Origin of the sequence: uncultured Abiotrophia sp. (genome assembly GCF_963520105.1) — a bacterium.
Taxonomy (GTDB): domain Bacteria; phylum Bacillota; class Bacilli; order Lactobacillales; family Aerococcaceae; genus Abiotrophia.
On the sequence record NZ_CAUQPN010000006.1, the window covers coordinates 1 to 17,321 of the forward strand.

At 45.4% G+C, this 17,321-nt stretch carries 14 protein-coding genes; 7 read left to right on the forward strand and 7 right to left on the reverse strand.

Annotation, left to right across the window (positions count from 1 at the left end; translation table 11 throughout):
- A partial coding sequence (locus RWO08_RS06650; RefSeq protein ID WP_314211581.1) for a hypothetical protein occupies positions 1-189 on the forward strand: 189 nt, incomplete at its 5' end.
- A gap of 162 nt (positions 190-351) precedes the next feature.
- On the opposite strand, the gene RWO08_RS06655 is transcribed toward RWO08_RS06650, so the two are convergent.
- The 5 genes from RWO08_RS06655 to RWO08_RS06675 form a co-directional block, all read right to left on the reverse strand.
- The gene (locus tag RWO08_RS06655; protein WP_314211582.1) at positions 352-1,359 is read right to left on the reverse strand and encodes a lipoate--protein ligase; all 1,008 of its coding nucleotides are present in this window, start codon (positions 1,357-1,359) and stop codon (positions 352-354) included.
- 15 nt (positions 1,360-1,374) lie between these two features.
- Positions 1,375-2,118 carry an MBL fold metallo-hydrolase gene (locus RWO08_RS06660; protein ID WP_314211583.1) on the reverse strand — a complete coding sequence of 248 codons (744 nt, stop codon included), beginning with the start codon at positions 2,116-2,118 and terminating at the stop codon, positions 1,375-1,377.
- Between the two features lie 12 nt (positions 2,119-2,130).
- A complete protein-coding gene (locus RWO08_RS06665) occupies positions 2,131-3,213 on the reverse strand; it encodes a M42 family metallopeptidase (protein WP_314211584.1) in 1,083 nt (360 codons plus the stop codon).
- 89 nt (positions 3,214-3,302) lie between these two features.
- Positions 3,303-4,547, reverse strand: coding sequence for a cell wall metabolism sensor histidine kinase WalK (locus RWO08_RS06670; RefSeq protein ID WP_291431027.1), 1,245 nt, complete (start codon positions 4,545-4,547; stop codon positions 3,303-3,305).
- Entirely contained in the window at positions 4,540-5,217 is a 678-nt protein-coding gene (locus RWO08_RS06675; protein WP_291427553.1) for a response regulator transcription factor, read from the reverse strand. Before RWO08_RS06675 ends, RWO08_RS06670 begins: the two co-directional genes overlap by 8 nt.
- Before the next feature lie 160 nt (positions 5,218-5,377).
- On the opposite strand from RWO08_RS06675, the gene RWO08_RS06680 reads away from it, so the two are divergent.
- The 5 genes from RWO08_RS06680 (at position 5,378) to RWO08_RS06700 (ending at position 12,267) form a co-directional block, all read left to right on the forward strand.
- On the forward strand, positions 5,378-6,517 hold the full coding sequence (locus tag RWO08_RS06680; RefSeq protein ID WP_311466138.1) for an acyl-CoA dehydrogenase family protein: 1,140 nt from the start codon (positions 5,378-5,380) through the stop codon (positions 6,515-6,517).
- Positions 6,518-6,589: 72 nt separating this feature from the next.
- The gene (locus tag RWO08_RS06685) at positions 6,590-7,807 is read left to right on the forward strand and encodes a hypothetical protein (protein WP_314211585.1); all 1,218 of its coding nucleotides are present in this window, start codon (positions 6,590-6,592) and stop codon (positions 7,805-7,807) included.
- A 127-nt stretch (positions 7,808-7,934) separates the two neighbouring features.
- Positions 7,935-9,593 (forward strand): response regulator, encoded by a 1,659-nt coding sequence (locus tag RWO08_RS06690; RefSeq protein ID WP_314211586.1) that lies wholly within the window; start codon positions 7,935-7,937, stop codon positions 9,591-9,593.
- Positions 9,590-11,317: a sensor histidine kinase gene (locus tag RWO08_RS06695; protein ID WP_314211587.1), complete on the forward strand. Its 1,728-nt coding sequence runs from the start codon at positions 9,590-9,592 to the stop codon at positions 11,315-11,317. Before RWO08_RS06690 ends, RWO08_RS06695 begins: the two co-directional genes overlap by 4 nt.
- Complete coding sequence (locus RWO08_RS06700; protein ID WP_291427549.1) at positions 11,314-12,267, forward strand: substrate-binding domain-containing protein; 954 nt, start codon at positions 11,314-11,316, stop codon at positions 12,265-12,267. The genes RWO08_RS06695 and RWO08_RS06700 overlap by 4 nt, the downstream gene beginning before the upstream one ends.
- A 118-nt stretch (positions 12,268-12,385) precedes the next feature.
- Here the strand turns inward: RWO08_RS06700 and RWO08_RS06705 are convergent, their stop codons facing one another.
- Together RWO08_RS06705 and tyrS are read right to left on the reverse strand one after the other, a co-directional pair.
- Positions 12,386-13,861 carry an NlpC/P60 family protein gene (locus RWO08_RS06705; RefSeq protein WP_291427548.1) on the reverse strand — a complete coding sequence of 492 codons (1,476 nt, stop codon included), beginning with the start codon at positions 13,859-13,861 and terminating at the stop codon, positions 12,386-12,388.
- A gap of 504 nt (positions 13,862-14,365) precedes the next feature.
- Entirely contained in the window at positions 14,366-15,634 is a 1,269-nt protein-coding gene (gene tyrS / locus RWO08_RS06710) for a tyrosine--tRNA ligase (protein WP_070756630.1), read from the reverse strand.
- Positions 15,635-15,800: 166 nt separating this feature from the next.
- On the opposite strand from tyrS, the gene RWO08_RS06715 reads away from it, so the two are divergent.
- Positions 15,801-17,309 carry an ATP-binding cassette domain-containing protein gene (locus RWO08_RS06715; protein WP_291427547.1) on the forward strand — a complete coding sequence of 503 codons (1,509 nt, stop codon included), beginning with the start codon at positions 15,801-15,803 and terminating at the stop codon, positions 17,307-17,309.
- The last annotated feature ends 12 nt before the right edge of the window (positions 17,310-17,321 follow it).

The window sequence follows — 17,321 nt, forward strand, 5'->3', positions numbered from 1 at the left end:
TTTTCAATGTGCTCCTTGCCACCACGTGACAACTTCTATATATTAGCACAAGCCTTACTTTCTGTCAACAACTTTTCAGAAGTTTTTTCGAAGTTTTTGCTTTGCCGTTGTCTCAGCGACAACTTCTATATATTAGCACCATCTTCTGTCGATGTCAAAGCTTTTTCGAATGCTTTTGACGATTTTTAGAAAATGGTTCGTGTGTTCCTAAGAACATAATGTAATATACCATGACTAAGCCCACTAAGTCAACACTTTCTAGCTACTTTTCAGTCCTTTTTTTGGTCCAAAAGAAAAACACTATATATAGGTTGTATAGCCAAGTGGCCTCCCCTATATATAGTGCCAATTCTAGCCGAAGATTAAGCTTAGAATTTCTTCTGCTGTTACTCGTCCAAAATATTTATTGAAGTCTAAGTTCTCAAAGACCTGGTTGACAGCCTCGCGCTCGAAGCGGACGCCTACTAGCGCGTCTTCTACATCGCTAATATCTCCTAGGCCAAAGAAGTCACCATAGACTTTAACTTCCTTAATAACCCCTTGCTCCACATTGAAACGGAAATCGACAAAGCCAAATGGGAACTTCTGACTCATTTGGATAGCAAAAGCTGGTGATTGTCCATAGTTCCATTCCCAATTGCCGAAGCGTTCAGCTTGAATCTCTCGGACTTTGGCCCAATCCGCTTCAGTCAACTTAAATTCTTTGACTTGGTCGCGACTTTCCACGCCAAATATTTCAAGCAAGAGTAAATCACGGAACTCTTCGGTAGTGAGTTTTTGATATTCCGGTAACACATAAGGTTTAATATTAGTCACGCGACTTCGCACCGATTTAATCCCCTTGGATTCGAACTTTTCCTTGCGAGGTTTAAGAGCTTTAGTGACCTCCTCTAAATCTGCATCAAACAAGATGGTCCCATGAGCGGTCATACGCCCATTCTTTGCATACATGGCATTGCCTGAAAACTTCTTGTCCTCAATCAGCAGATCATTTCGCCCTTTGAGCTCCGCTCCTTTTGCTCCCATTTTATGCAAAGCTTCAATTACCGGTTGCGTGAAGCTAGCGAAATCTCGGAAGGAGCCGTCATCGTCTTTAATGAAGCAAAATGAAAAGTTCCCTCGATCGTGGTAGACAGCCCCACCGCCGGACATACGGCGAACCACTCGAATTCCTTTTTCTTCTACGTAGGCTTGGTTTACTTCTTCAATGGTGTTTTGGTTTCTTCCTACTATAATAGAAGGATCATTAATGTAAAAGAGCAAGATGGGCTCATCGACCAATCGGTTCTCTACCAAATAAGTTTCTAAAGCAATATTCAGACTTGCGTCATAGTTGTTGCCATTATCAACGAAATACATATTATACGCTCCCTCTTAAAGTGATATAGTCAGACCCGGCTGACAATGAATTAAATTAATATCCGGGTTCAAATCCGCCGCTATTTGTTGGAGGATGAGAGTTTGATCCGCATGCGGTGCCATATGACTAGCTATCAGGGTTTGCACATGGGCCTGATTGGCCAATTGCGCGACTTCACTAGCCGTCATATGAATCTCGTTTCGCCCCCGTTCGTTAGTAAAGGCTGAATCAGCAATTAATACATGGGCACCCTGACTGAAGTCGATTAGCTCTGGGCACCAGCCAGTATCAGCCGTAAAGACTAAGACTTGCCCTGTTTCCATCTCTTCCACACGCATAGCATAGCAAGGAAGTGGATGGACCGTCTGGCAGAAACTTACGCGGAAAGGCCCACATTCTAAGACACTATCTTCCCTATAGCTCAATAATTGGCTAGTTTTGTCCTCAATGGCCAATGGCGGAAATACCGATTGGTCATGCAAATAAATAGGCACTGGTGCATGTTTAGCACCTGAAGGTTTCAACATTAATAAATGCTGGATAGTACCTAGATCCGCCACATGATCAGCATGGTCATGGGACACAATGACAGCATTAAGCTCTAGTACATCTAGATAATTTTCTAAGGCACGTGCAGCGCCACTCCCTGCATCAAGCAAAATATGATAGGACCTGTCCTGACTTGAAACCACAAAAGCAGTCGTGCCATTGTCTCCCATTGGGTAACCTCCGGCACATCCTAAACAATGAATATGCATATGTCCTACCCCCTAGACATTAGCCACAATATCGGCAACCGTCTGACTGTTGAGGCGTTTGAGCAAGGCAGTCATCAGCGCCACTGTATGTTTGAAGTCATTTTCGTGAATAATCGAAGTATGGGAATGTAAGTAGCGAACCGGAATGGTAATGGCAATGGATGGCACGCCATCAAGACTTTGGTGCTGTGCCCCAGCATCCGTTCCGCCACCCTTTATGCTGGTGAATTGGAATGGAATGCCTTCTTCTTCCGCCACATCAATCACAAAGTCACGCAGGCCTTTGTGAGGAATCATAGACGCATCATAAATTAAAACTTGAGGCCCTTTGCCTAATTCACTGTCTGCTTCTTTAGTCGTCATACCTGGTGTATCACCCGCTGTCCCTGTATCTAATGCAAAACTAATAGCAGGATTCAGTTTGTGGGTCGCGCCCTTAGCGCCACGCAAACCAACTTCTTCCTGAACATTCGCCCCGATAAAGAGCTGGCTAGCATGATCTTGGCTGGCTGCATATTTTAATACTTCAATCGCAACTGCAACGCCGATGCGGTTATCCCAAGCTTTCCCCAAGAGAAAAGGTCCACCATTGAGACGACGATATTCGATATACGGCGTAATCATGTCCCCCGGACGAATACCCCACTCTAGCACTTCTTCCTTAGAAGTCGCTCCTAAATCGACAAAGACATCCGCTATATCGACCGCCATCTTGCGTGCTTCCGCAGGCAGAACATGTGGAGGCTTAGAGCCCGTCACACCATGGTAGGTTTTGCCGTCTCGCGTCGTAATGGTCACTTGCTGGGCCAAAACTACCTGGCTCCACCAACCACCAATCGGCACAAACTTTAGGAAGCCCTTATCCGTAATCTGACTAACCATAAACCCCACTTCATCAAAGTGAGCAGCCATCATAATCCGCGGACCGCTGGCATCCCCAATATGCTCCGCAAATAAGCCACCAAGACCATCTTGAACGTAGCCTTGCGCATAAGGTGCCGTTTCTTCTTTGAAAAGTTGGCGAACCGCACCTTCATTACCCGCAATCCCATTGACTTCACTCAAGGCACGCAACAAAGTTTCATTGATTTCCATCCTATTCCTTCTTTCTACTATATAATATGTATCGCACTTCCTATTTTAGTACTCTGCCCTAGCGACTTCAAGCAGGATTGCTCGCCTAGCTAGAATCGAATAGTAAATTCTATTTCAGTCTCTGAACGCATGCCGACTTTTAAATGCCAACCATTGCGTTCTGCTACCGCTTGGGCTAAGGACAAGCCCATCCCACTTCCTCCTTGGTCACGTTGGCGCCCTTGGTCTGGCCGATAGAAACGCTCGAATAAGCGCTCTGCCTGCTCTTGACTCATTTCCTGACAATGATTGGCCACAAACAAGCTCTTGTCAGTTTGTCGCCAGCCAACCTCAATCTCTGTCCCTGCCAGATGATACTGAAGGGCATTTTCGAGTAGAACCTGGCTGACCTGTTGAAAAGAAGCCCTGTCGATAGTTAATAGAATGCTATCAGGCAAATTCAAGGAAACCTGCGCCCGATTTGCTTCAAGCAATCCCCCAAGATCACCCAACGCTTGTTTTAACAAGGCGACTAAATCCAGAGACTCCGGATTTAGCGCGACTCGGCCTTCGTCATAGCGAGCTAATTGCAGCATCTGCTCCACTAAGGCATTTAAGCGTTGGATTTGCCTGCGATTACTTTGGGTCCATTCATTCTTGCATCCTGTCAATTCCAAGACATCGTTATTGGTAGCCAGAACCGCTAAAGGGGTCTTAATCTCGTGGCTGGCATTACTAATAAATTCCTGTTGACGTTTAATATTGTTAATCAAAGGCCGAATGGCTCTATTAGAAAAGTATCGAAGTAGACCATAGACGATGAGTAAGGTCAAAACCAAGATACCCAGCGAAATCATGGCCAAGCGAGTCACCGCCTGAAGCTGCCGTCCCGCATCTACAAAGAGCCATTCCTTTTCTCCTTGCGAATTCGTCCGCTGATAGTAGCGCAGTACGCCAATCCAGCCCCGGTTTTTAGAAGATTTCAAGAGTGGACTGAGCATATTCGCCAAAGTCCCCTGGTCATAATCATCCATGCGGTCTAATTGGCTAGTCACTAACTTACCATCGGCATCGGTTTTAGCGTATATATAACGAGCCGTGTGATAATTCGGTTCCTGATAGCTCTGCCAGAGTCTAGCCCAATCAAAGCCCTGATTCTTCGGCAGAGGCGGTCTTTCCTGATTGCCCTGATGCTGATTCTGGCTCTGGTCTATTAGGTGACTTGCTTCGCCATCTAGCTCTTGAACCGTCTGCCAATAGTTAAGCCCATTCAAACCCAGGAGCAGGCACAAGAGCACAGCCGTAAAAGATAGCATGGCGATTCGGACAAAACGGCCTTGCATCTGCTTAATCATGCGCCACCTCCAGCTGGTAACCCAGGCCTCGCGAGGCCTTAATCGTCACTTTAGAACTCAGCTGTTGTAATTTTTTGCGTAAGGACGAAATATTGACCCAGACCACATTAATCTCCGCGTCGGAGTCTAAGCCCCAGATTCTTTCCATTATTAATTCGGAGGACAAAACCTGTTGTTGGTTCAACAAGAGCATCTCCATCAGTTGAAACTCTCGCTTATTTAAGGGGAGTTCAGCCGCTCCTACCGCTAGACTGGCCCGTTGCCGGTAGAGGGTTAAATCACCATAACGCAAATCATTCTCTACCAAGTTGGCCGGACGTCGCAACATAGACCGAATACGGGCTAGAAGTTCCTGCATATCAAAGGGCTTGGTTAAATAATCATCCGCCCCTAAATCAAGCCCTTGCACCTTGTCTTCAATTTGGTTTTTAGCCGTTAAAAGCAAGGTTGGCACTTGAGAACCTTCGCTCCGCAAAGCCGTTAGGACATCGAAGCCCGATTTCTTAGGCATCATGACATCTAATATCAGGCCATCATACTCCATAGAGCGTGCGTACAAGAGGGCTTCTTCTCCATCGGCTACATGATCCACATCATAATGATGATGCTTGAGAATAGCCTGGATTCCCTTAGCTAAATCTAATTCATCTTCTGCTAGCAACAATCTCATCTTTCTCGCTCTCCTTTTGCTATTCTCATTGTATCACATTTGCCTCGTCAGTCGCTATTTGCAAGCGTTTAGCAAGGCGTCACACAGCAATCATGTTATAATAAGGAAGGAAATCAAGCATCCATCTATTTTACTAACTACTTTCCAAGGAGTGTCCGCTATGTTTTTATCTGATTCACTACTCGATTCTATCCATCAACGCGCAGACCATTACGACCGAAGCAACGAATTTCCTGAGCTAGACTATCAAGCTCTCAAAGAAGCTGGCTACTACAAGGCCTTTGTACCCAAAGAATTTGGCGGGCACGGTCTCACACTTCAAGAAATCGCGCAGGAACAAACCCGCCTAGCCAAGGCAGCACCTGGTACTGCCTTAGGCATTAATATGCACCAGATCATTGTAGGCTTGGGCCGTCATCTAGTAGCTCATGACCAAACTGCAGGCCAGCAAATCCTAAAAGACGCGGCTGAAGGTCACCTCCTAGCCTTCGGCATCTCGGAACCTTCTAACGACCGCGTTCTCTTCGGCTCTATCTGCCAGGCTCAACCCCAATCAGATGGGGGCTATCTTTTCTATGGCGACAAGGTCTTCCTGTCGATGATTAAGGCCTGCAGCCGTTTCGTGACCTTTGCGACCGATTCCAGCCAAGAACAAGCCCAGTCTGTCTTTGCCTATGCCCACAAACAAGATAATCAATTAGAGATTCACGAAAACTGGGATACGCTTGGTATGCGTGCCACTCAATCACACAGTGTGACGCTCAAGGGTCTGCAAGTAAGACCCGAACAAATCTTGGCCAAACTGGCTCCTGGCCCAAGTTTAGAGCCCACCGTTTTCGGTATTTTCGCTTATTTCGAGATTCTACTTGCCGCTACCTATTTAGGCATTGGGCAACGAGCCCTCGAACTGGGCCTAGAAACGGTCAAAAATCGTTATTCTGTCAGCAACCAGACAACTTACGACCAGGACAAGAACATCCGTTGGCGCTTGGCTGAAGCCGCTATCCAACTGGATGCCATCCCACCTCAACTTAATCATTTCTGCCAAGCTTTAGATCAAGGTCAACCTTACGATTTGAGCTGGTTACCACGCCTGTCCGCCCTAAAAAACCGTTCCGTTGAAGCCTCTAAAATAGCAGTCGAAGAGGTGATTCGCGCTTGTGGAGGACAAGCCTACTTCAGCCAAAACGAACTTTCTCGCCTCTATCGCGACGTCTTGGCTGGCCTCTTCCAACCTTCCGATCAAGAATCACTCCATGAAGCTTGGGCTAGCATGCTCTTGGGCCCTATCAAGTCATAGTACTAGACAACTTTGCATGCCTATCCATTCTGTATTATAATATGACTAGGATTTACTATTGGAGGTAATGAAATGAAAAAAACTTTACGCATTTTCCTATGCAGCTTATCGTTAACGGCCCTCTTAGCAGGACCATCAATTGCTTTGGCAGAATCTTCAAACAGCGAGTCAAGCGCTAGTAGCCAAGAAAGTACCGCTAGTTCAGAATCTAGTACAGACTTCAAGGCGGTAACGGAGGCTATCAAGACTGCAGCTTCTGCTAAAGAAGCTAGCGTAACTTACACAAACTCAACCCCTATTACCTTAGGCAAGGCTCCTGTTACGGAAACCATCCATGCCTACAGCTTAATCTCCCTCAAAGATTTTTCCAAAGACTTAGAGATTCCTTTTGGTGGCAATACCCAAACTGGCGCTGTTCTTGTACTTGATGTCTCCCTTAAGAATGACTCAGATAAAGATGCATACATTACCGGCGGTTTCTCTGGCTCCATTGTAGGCTATAACAGAGCAGTGAGCCACAACAACAACTTACTAGACGAGACGAAAGACCTAACTAAGGCTGTTGTAGACGCCAAGCAAGTACTTAAGGCTAAAACTGAGCTTCGCGGCTTCGTTGTCCTAACAATTGGTGGCGACGCCCTCAAACAATTAAACAAAAATGGCGCGTTATCATTCGATACCCTCGTTGTATTAGCTAATCAAGGGGACAAAATTACGGATGCTATTGTACCTACGGCATCTACTATTCTGCCAACGTCTAAAGAAGGGGAAGAAAAACGCTCAGCGGCTAGCAAATTCTACCCTGACAAACTGACTGCTGAAAACTGGGGAACTAAGACCCTCATTAGCTCAAGTACTGATAAGCAAAACGTTAACTTTGAAGGCTATGATGTGACTTTGAACGGCTACCAATTGGTTGACTTCAAGCCTAACGAGGATCAAGCTAGCCGTTTCGAAAAACTTAAAGGTGGTGTGGTAGTCTTAACTGCTGAAATTACCGTTAAGAACAACGGTAAAGTTGCCTTGAACGCACGTCAGACCGCTGGTAACTTAGTTTTCAATGACCAACTAAAATTAATGCACGAAGGCATGGTTGAAGTTGAGCCGGCCAAAGATAAGGAAGTAGTAGAACCTGGCCAAGAGTATACTTACCACTTAGCATTCGTCTACAGCAAGGATGACTATGATCTCTACAAAGATCGCTCACTTACTTTGAACGTCAACCTCTATGACAAAGACTTTAAGTCCTTAACTAAATCCGGCGATATTACCTTCCAACTTAAAAAATAAGCTTAAAACTAGAAAGCCACAGGTCTGATGACTTGTGGCTTTTTATATAGGGCCCTATGCTATCCCCAAAAATTGTGTTAAACTGATAGAAAGCGTTACCTATTTTATGTCCTCAGGAGGGACTTGCATGACCACCCGACGAAAACTTGTATTTGTAGATGACGAGACTTTTGTGCTCCAGTCCATTGTCAACCTAATGGATTGGACTTCTTTGGGCTATGAACTAGTAGGCACTGCCAGCAATGGGCAAGAAGCCCTAGCCATTATCGAAGAAACTTGTCCCGATGTTGTCATTACCGACATTTGCATGCCACTCATGGACGGCTTTGAATTGAGTCAAGCCATCTACGAATTTGATCCCACTATCAAGATTATCTTTATCAGTGGCCACGACAAATTCGACTATGCTCAGAATGCTATTCGTCTAAATATTCAAGAATATCTACTGAAACCTATCACTCCTACAGATATCCAAGCCGCTCTATCCCGTGTTAGCCAGAACCTAGACGCTCAGCGCCAGCGTGCTCTGGATATGCAGGAAATGACACGGGAGTATATGACAACCATTGAGGCCTCCCGTCGGAGTTTGCTTATTAGCCTTGTAACCGAGCCTTTATCCCTGGAAGATACCTCTTACTGGCAAAACCGTATTAATCTCTATCAATTAGAAATTCCCGGCCCTCATTATACCGTCATTAGCCTCTGTCCACGCCAGTCTTCTAGCCCTATCCACGCCATCAGCCCGGATATGCGAGACATTCTCTTTGCCGAAGAGCTTAGTTGGGTCTCCTATCGCAAGACCGTCCTAGAGGTCTGTCATAAATATTTGCCGGCCGAAGCCTTCCCTTTTGCTGGTAAGTTAATCATCATCCTTAGCCATGATAAGCCCGATATCTCAACTAGCCTCGACCTTTTGCTGCAAGATATCCAGCAAACCTTCCTGAAAAATTATCGACGTACCCTCTACCTTGGTATTAGTCAAGTATCCTCACATTTGATGGACTTAAAACGCCTCTATCATCAGGCCCTACAGGCATATGATTACTGTCAATCGGTGCCAAATACTGCCCTATGTTACTATGGCGATTTCAGTGTCGAGATGGAATCAAACCTAGACTACGATGCGACACCTGATCAACGACTCTTGTCTTTGATTAAGATTGCTTCCTATCCTGAGTTTGAGGATTACATTGTGAGCTTAATTAACCAAAGTCATCTCCAATCCTCTACTCCTTCGGCCGACTATCTCTTTTTCCTAGAATTAACTTCACGGGTTATTCGCATCAGTCAAAACCTCACCGGCATCCAAAACTCACCGTTGATTGAGTCCTTTATGTCTCAAATGGTAGTAGCTAGCCAAGCCCCAGTAGCGGATTTAATGCAGACCTTCCTGGCTCACAGCAAAAAGTTATTACTCTTAATCCAGAGCGAACGCCAAACTCTCAAAGAATCTTTAACCCAGCAAGGCTTGCGTTTAATGCAACAACATTATCAAGACCCACTTTTTACAGGCAAACGTTTGGCTCAGTTAATGCATGTCAGCCCTAACTATCTCAGCTCTCTATTCACTCGCGAGACAGGACAATCCTTCAAGGAACACTTGATTCAAATTCGTATGAATAAGGCAAAAGAGCTCTTACTAACTAGCTCAGCCAAGGTACAAGAAGTAGCCTTAGCCGTCGGCTATACCGACACTCACTACTTCTCCTATAGTACTAAGCGCTACTTTGGCCTATCGCCGCGCCAAATTCGTGAAGCCGCCCAAGAAGGGAGCCCCTCGCTATGACCCCTACCAAGCGTCAACCCTTGCACCGAGTGATTTATTTAACTTGCTTCCTCTTATCAACTTCTATTCTAGGCATTAGTCTCTGGGGCCATTATCAAATTGCACGCGATCTCTTAATTAAGCAGACCATGACCCTAACCGAACAACACGTGGCGCGCTCGACAGAAGCCTTGGAAACCATGATTGCCACAATGGATGTTGCCAACGAGGCAATCATCCGCCGCCTCACACTCGAAATCCTAACACCTCAAGCTTTGCATGATTTGCTTGATTCTAGCGTCACCCTTAACCGAGATATCCAATCTATCGCGGTGCTGGATGAACAGGGCCAAGTACTAGATTTTGCTCCTAGCCGTTTTCAACTTAAAACGAATAGCCAACATCCGGTTTTATCTCCCGATTGGTATCAAAAAGAAGCACAGCACGATCAGACGCTCTATTCTAAACCTCATATTCAACACCTTTTCCAGGGAGAGTTTCCTTGGGTTATCTCTAATACTATCCCCTTCAACCATCAAGGCAAGCGATGCCTTCTACTTATCGACTATAAAATCAAAACCTTCCAGCGTTTCTTTGAGACCGGAGGGATTGGCAAGCAAGGCTACACTTACTTGATAGATGACCAACAAGAACTCATCTACCATCCCCACCAAGCCCTGATGACCGCTGAACTCAAGCGGGAAACTATTCCAGATTTAGGAACAGAGCCCACAAAGGTCCAACTAGATAAGGATAACCATGTCGTATTAGCCAGTCAGGTTATGGCCGGTACCCATTGGCGCGTTGTCGGAAAGACCTACCTACAAGAAGTGTTGGCTAGTGGTCTGTCACGAATTCTACAGACCTCGCTTATTCTCTTCTTAGCCTTGACCTTCTTAATTAACGTTCTGGCCTACTTGCTAGCTCGTTTTATTGCCCGTCCTATTCGTCGCCTTGCGCGCCATATGCAAGACTTTCAGGATCTTCCGACTGGTCACTATGAGACTTCTGGTTACGATGAAGCCAATGAGCTCTATCAGGCCTATCACCAACTGCTCAACCAAGTGGATCAACTCATGGAGCAAATTAAACTCGAAGAAGCCGCTTTACGCAAAAGTGAGCGAAATGTCTTAGAAGCCCAAATCCAACCTCATTTTCTCTATAATACTTTGGAGTCTATCCTGTGGATGATAGAAAGTCAAAATACCAGAGATGCTTCGCATATGGTGACTGCCTTAGGTCGGCTACTTCGTATTACCTTAAGTAAGGGCAAGGAGTACATCCCCTTGGAACGTGAATTTGAACACGTCACTAACTATCTAGAGATTCAGCAAATCCGATACAATCAACAATTTACCTATCAACTCCAGCTACCAGAGAAAGTCGGCTCATACCCTACTATCAAACTAATCCTACAGCCTATTGTGGAAAACGCCATTATACACGGCTTGGCCAACCTCTATGAACCTGGCTTGCTAACAATTGAAGCTAAGCAGACAGAAAAAGGTATTCTAATCCAAATTAAAGACAACGGCCAAGGCATGAGTGTGGAGCGTTTGGAAGAACTACGCCGAGAGCTAAAACAGCCATCTGATGTAGCGGGCATTGGCTTGCGAAATGTCCATGAGCGCTTGCAGATTTATTTTGGGCCAGAATACGGGCTAACAATTGATAGCCAAGAAGACCAAGGAACCTGCGTCAGCCTCTCGATTCCTTGCTTAGATTGGGAGGACTTGCCATCATGAGAAAACTTTCTACTATATTATTAGGACTTATCCTAGTCAGTTTAGCTAGCCTTTTAGCATTGAGCCTTTGGCTTGGTCAACCTACTCAGACCATTACACATCGCATCTTGTTTGCTAGCAGTAAAGCCTTGAGCCAGCCCTACAACCAACAACTTTTGGCAGGGCTCAAAGCCTCAATCAATCCATCTGACGACATAGAGATTCAGACTCTAGCTTTACCAGAAAATCTTGATGAACAAGTGGCCCTCTTAAGCCAGCAAAAACTCCTAACAGGCGATCAGGTGATACTTCACTCTACCTATAGCCTTGAGTTAACATCTCAATTGGAAAACTGGCTTAAGCAAGGGGTTAAAGTGGCCTTAATCGATAGCCCAAAAGTCCACCTATCCCAAGCAAGCCAACTTGGTTGGGCGCCTCTGGAGCAAGGCCAGGCCTTAGCACAAGCATTGAAAGCCAATAGTGGGACAGAGCCCCCTCTCATTTTAGCCTATCAGGCACACAACCAAGAAAGCATCGAGCGCCTAAAAGGAGCTCAGGACGTCCTAGATCAGTCTGGCCAAGCCTACCAGTCACTTGCTTTAGAAGGCGACAAACTCGAAAATCAACAGGCTATGCTTCGTGCCGTTGAAGCCTTAGCTTCCAAACCGGCTGTCGTCTTACTCGATCAAGTCTCTATACAAGAGCTGGCCCATTACTTGCATCAAAGTTTAGCTATTCCTGACATCTACAGCATCGGCTATCAACCTCAGGTATTTAGCGCTATCGAAGCAGGGGACATCCGCCGTAATCTCACACCTAACCCCTATGCTTTAGGCTATGCAGCAGGGCAAACTGGTCAAAATCAGCCTGATAAGGCTAGTGATGTAACCGCTAAGCTTACCTATCAATGGATTGAGGCGCAAGACCTCTTCAATCCCCAATTTGCCAGTTGGCTCTTCCCTTTGGAATAAAATACTGCTTGCAGTAAGCAACATATACAAAAGAGAGTTGGTCCTTGCCAACTCTCTTCTATTATATATAGTAACAAAAAAGCTGGGATACAAATCCCAGCTTTTAATATACTTCTTATTAACGTACACGCACTGCAAATTGTGGTGTGAAGTTTTGGATGTTGTTGTAGCCTAATGGAGTACCTGGTTGAGAAGCATGAATGAAGTTCCCGCCACCAGTTGCAATCGCTACGTGGTAAGTTGAACCTGCGTCACCCCAGAAGTAGAGGTCACCCGCTTGTGCTTCTGATACAGAGATACGAGTCCCTGCAGATTCTTGTGGTACTGTCCAGCTACCTACATCGATACCATATGCTTCTTTGAAGACATATTGTACGAAACCTGAGCAGTCAAAACCACTTGGGCTCTTACCGCCCCATACATAAGGAGTCCCTACGTATTTAGCAGCTGTTGATAATACATCGCCATAAGTTGAAGCCGCTGGTGCTGCTGCGGCTGGTTCTTCTTCAGTAGTAGCTGCTGGAGCTTCTGGTTCTTCCTCAGCTGCTGGTGCTTCTTGAGCAGGTTGTGGAGCTGGTGTTGTTGACTCTTCTTCTTGAGTTGAAGGAGTTTCTGCAACAGTTGACTCTTCAGCTGCTGGAGTTTCAGATGTAGGAGCTTCAGGCGCTTGACTTTCAGTTGCTTCCGCTTGGCTAGTTGCTTCAGCTTCTGTAGTTGGTGCAGCTGGTTTTGCTTCTTCAGCTGCTGGTGCTGGTTGCTCAGCTAATTGAGATTCACGAGTTGCTTGCTCTTGAGCCGCTTGTTCTTGGGCAGCTGCTTCTGCTTGTGCTTGTTGTTGTGCTAAAGCTTGTGCTTGAGCTTCTGCGGCAGCTTGTTCAGCCGCTGCTTGTTGTGCTGCTGCAATCTCTGCTTGACGCTGTTGGTAAGCAGCCTTTTCAGCAATTAAAGCTTCACGAGCATTTTGTGCTAATGATAAGTCAGAAGTCAATTGGTTGTATACTGCTTCGTTGTTAGCTTGCTCTTCAGTCAAAGCACCTTTAAGAGCTTCTAATTGTACATGCTTAGCAACGTTGTCTGCTTTAGTCGTTTCTACTGCAGATTTCTTAGTTTCAACAGCTTCTTTATCAGCCTTTTGTTGGCCTAAAAGTGTTTTGTTAGCTGAAACCATCTTCTTCACAACGTCTACACGGCCAACAAAGTCGCTAACAGATTTAGAAGAAGCTACAACGTTAACATAGTTTTCTGCCCCACCTGTTGCTTGAACAGCACGAGCTTGATCTGCCAAGAGGCTTTCGCGTTTGCCAATTGCTACTTCTAAGTCTTTGATTTCTGCTTGTAAGCTTGCAATTGCTGCGTCATTTTCTTGGATATTCCCTTGAAGAGTAGTTGCTTGCGCTTGAACTTCTTGCAACTTAGCATAAGAACTTGCTAATTGTGCGTAAAGTTGTGCTTGAGCAGCCGATAAGTTTTCGATTTGGCTTTCACTTTGCCCGATTAATGAATCGTAGTCTTGTGCGAAAGCAGCCACAGGTGCAGCTACGCTCCCTAATACGACGGCTGAAGTTAATAACGTTTTGAATAATCTCTTGTTCATAAGCGATTTGACTCCTTTTAGTCTCGTAATTTTGTATATCACGCTTGTGTTGGACACAGGCTTTGGTTTATCTTTTTATGACATGCTTACATGATACCACAAGTTTTTGCTAAGGTGCGGTTTTTCGACGATTCGTATAGCATCTGTAACATAGCTGTAATTTTACTTGGTTATTTTTCGTTTTTTGACTCTTTTTTGCCACAATAGATAGGCAAATATACCTCCCTTTCGACGTTCTACAACTGACGAAATAGAGCTACAGAGCTGATTTTTACTTTTGTCTAGACCTTTAGCCTGATTTAGCTATCCTAAAAGATAGTCTTGAAGATGGTGCTATACATATAGTAAACCTAAAGGTTGTTATATTGACGCAACATCGATATTATTTCGCGGTTATTTTTGGGGACCTTTTCTGCCCTGGAATTGAGACAATCCCCCACCTACTTGCTCACCCCGCCTTACTCGCGCGCAAAAAAGCAGGCCCAAAAGCCTGCTTCTCACATCTTAATCTTGATAGGTAACGAGTGTGTAATTTTTCTTACCCCGGCGTACGACCACATATTTACCCCCAATAGCATCTTGAGGCGTAATCACAGCTTCCACATCGGTTACCTTGGTGCCATTCAAGGTAATCGCGCCATTAGAAATAAATTCTCTGGCTTCACGACGAGATTTAACAATACCAATATCTACTAACCAAACAGCTAGGTTAGCTTGCTCTCTTGAGGTGCTAGCTTGCGGCATATTTCTAAAACCTTGCTCGATTTCATGAACCGTGAGCGAACCCACCTCGCCTGTAAATAAAGCTTCTGTAATCCGAATGGCTTCATCTAGAGCCTCTTGCCCGTGAACAAAGCGCGTTACTTCTTCAGCCAAACGCTTGTGGGCAACCCGCAAGTGAGGCTGAGTCTCAATTTCGACAGCCAAGGCATCAATCTCTTCATGAGATAAGAAGGTAAAGTACTTAAGGAATTTAACCACATCACCATCTTGTTGATTGAGCCAGAATTGGTAGAACTCAAATGGCGTTGTTTTCTCTGGATCCAACCAAACTGCCCCACCTGCTGTTTTACCAAACTTAGTGCCATCAGATTTGAGCATAAGCGGAATGGTCAGCCCATAGACTTCAGTCTCATGGCCTTCAGTCCGACGAATAAAATCCAATCCGGCCGTAATGTTGCCCCATTGATCGGCGCCGCCAATTTGTAATTGAACATCGTATTCTTTATATAGATGGGCAAAGTCAATGGATTGAAGGATCTGGTAGCTAAACTCAGTAAAGGAAATCCCTACCTCTAGTCGAGACGCGACAACATCCTTAGCCAACATATTATTAATGTTGAAATGTTTACCATAGTCACGCAAGAAATCTAAGAGCGAGATCTGGCTAAGCCAGTCGTAGTTATTTACAATCCGGAAACCACTCGCTTGAACATCCCCTTTTAGGAAGAGACGGTTCATCTGGTCTGCTAATTTACGCGCGTTTTCCTTTACCACATCCATGGTTTGCAAGGTCCGCTCGCTATTGCGCCCACTCGGGTCGCCAATTGAGCCTGTGCCGCCCCCAATTAGCACTACTGGTTTATGCCCAGCCAGCTGGAAGCGCTTAAGAATCATAAAGGGAATTAAATGTCCAATGTGCATGGAATCCCCTGTTGGGTCGACGCCACAATATAAGCCAATCGCCTTCTTATTTACTAGTTCTTCTAAGCCTTGAGCGTTAGTCTGCTGATTGATGGCACCACGCCATGTTAAATCATCTAAAATTGACATCTTCTTTCCTCCTTATGTATTTTCTATCTTCCTATTATAACGCGATTATAAGTCTGAATCAATCTAGCAATAGCGTAAATTTTCGAACCTTATGCGTAAATTATTCTATGTAAGCGTTTCGCCATTGGAGGTAGAATAGACTCAAATCCTATAAGGTGGTGACATTATGACACAAATCGCAGAGTACCTATTGGATATTGAAGATATCGTCAAGGAGTTTCCAGGGGTCAAAGCCTTGGACGGTGCACGACTTAAAGTTCGCCCAGGCACCATTCACGCCCTCATGGGTGAGAACGGTGCTGGTAAATCAACTATGATGAAATGTCTCTTCGGTATCTATATCGAGGACTCCGGTAGTATCAAACTCAATGGCCAACCCGTACGCTTTAACAACCCAAAACAAGCATTGGAACAAGGCGTCTCCATGGTCCATCAGGAACTGAATCAGGTTCTTAAACGTAGCGTCATGGAAAATATCTGGTTGGGCCGCTTCCCAAAAAACAAACTTGGCCTGATTGACGAGCATAAGATGTACCAAGATACCAAGGCCATCTTCCAGCAACTCAACTTGGATATTGATCCACGGACTATCATTGGTAAACTCTCCGTCTCCCAACGTCAGATGATTGAGATTGCCAAGGCAGTCAGCTACGATGCCAAGGTAATTATCCTAGACGAGCCAACTTCCTCTCTAACGGAGCAAGAAGTTCAGCACCTCTTCCGCATCATGAACCAACTCAAGGATCAAGGTTGTGGCTTGGTTTATATCTCCCATAAAATGGAAGAAATTTTAGCCATTTCGGATGAAGTGACCATTATGCGAGACGGCCAATGGATTGCGACAGAAGCAGCTAAAGACTTAACCATGGAACGTATCATTCAACTCATGGTAGGGCGGGATATCGGCCATCGCTTCCCACCTCGCAACAATCATCCTGGCCAGGTAACCTTAGAGGTGCGCAATTTGACCGCTAAATATCAACCAAGCATTCAAGACGTATCCTTAACTGTTCACGAAGGCGAAGTTTTGGGGATTGCCGGTTTAGTGGGCTCTCGTCGGACTGAACTAATTGAATGTATCTTCGGGATTGCAACCCTAGCCAGTGGCGAGATTTACAAGAATGGTAAGTTAATTCATAATAACAACTCCCGCGACGCTATCAAAAATGGCTTTGCCTTAGTGACAGAAGAACGCCGGGCAACTGGGATTTTCCCAATCGCGGACATTCGTTTTAACACGGTTATCTCTAACATGCGCCACTATCGCGGTAAGTTAGGTCTGATTCGCAATGCTTCCATGGGTAGCGACACCCAACGCATGATTGATGCCATGGCCATCAAGACCCCAAGTCAACGAACACAAATCCGCTCCTTATCAGGTGGTAACCAGCAGAAGGTTATTATTGGCCGTTGGCTACTAACCGATGCGGATATCTATCTCTTCGACGAGCCAACGCGGGGGATTGACGTCGGAGCCAAGTACGAAATCTACCAAATAATTTTAGACTTGGCTAAGAAGGGCAAGACCGTTATCGTTGTCTCCAGTGAAATGACCGAGTTGCTCGGTATCACTGACCGCATTGCAGTAATGTCTAATGGTCGCTTGGCTGGCGTCGAAAAGACCGAATCACTCACCCAAGAAGAAATACTTCGCTTGAGTGCACTCTATCTCTAAGGAGGATGTCTC

Bases quoted from the DNA above. Each gene is read 5' to 3' on its own strand.
- RWO08_RS06695 (WP_314211587.1), top strand. From the start codon at position 9,590: ATGACCCCTACCAAGCGTCAACCCTTGCACCGAGTGATTTATTTAACT.
- RWO08_RS06685 (WP_314211585.1), top strand. From the start codon at position 6,590: ATGAAAAAAACTTTACGCATTTTCCTATGCAGCTTATCGTTAACGGCC.
- RWO08_RS06670 (WP_291431027.1), bottom strand. From the start codon at position 4,547: ATGATTAAGCAGATGCAAGGCCGTTTTGTCCGAATCGCCATGCTATCT.
- RWO08_RS06665 (WP_314211584.1), bottom strand. From the start codon at position 3,213: ATGGAAATCAATGAAACTTTGTTGCGTGCCTTGAGTGAAGTCAATGGG.
- RWO08_RS06655 (WP_314211582.1), bottom strand. From the start codon at position 1,359: ATGTATTTCGTTGATAATGGCAACAACTATGACGCAAGTCTGAATATT.
- RWO08_RS06690 (WP_314211586.1), top strand. From the start codon at position 7,935: ATGACCACCCGACGAAAACTTGTATTTGTAGATGACGAGACTTTTGTG.
- RWO08_RS06660 (WP_314211583.1), bottom strand. From the start codon at position 2,118: ATGCATATTCATTGTTTAGGATGTGCCGGAGGTTACCCAATGGGAGAC.
- tyrS (WP_070756630.1), bottom strand. From the start codon at position 15,634: ATGTCAATTTTAGATGATTTAACATGGCGTGGTGCCATCAATCAGCAG.
- RWO08_RS06680 (WP_311466138.1), top strand. From the start codon at position 5,378: ATGTTTTTATCTGATTCACTACTCGATTCTATCCATCAACGCGCAGAC.
- RWO08_RS06715 (WP_291427547.1), top strand. From the start codon at position 15,801: ATGACACAAATCGCAGAGTACCTATTGGATATTGAAGATATCGTCAAG.
- RWO08_RS06700 (WP_291427549.1), top strand. From the start codon at position 11,314: ATGAGAAAACTTTCTACTATATTATTAGGACTTATCCTAGTCAGTTTA.
- RWO08_RS06705 (WP_291427548.1), bottom strand. From the start codon at position 13,861: ATGAACAAGAGATTATTCAAAACGTTATTAACTTCAGCCGTCGTATTA.
- RWO08_RS06675 (WP_291427553.1), bottom strand. From the start codon at position 5,217: ATGAGATTGTTGCTAGCAGAAGATGAATTAGATTTAGCTAAGGGAATC.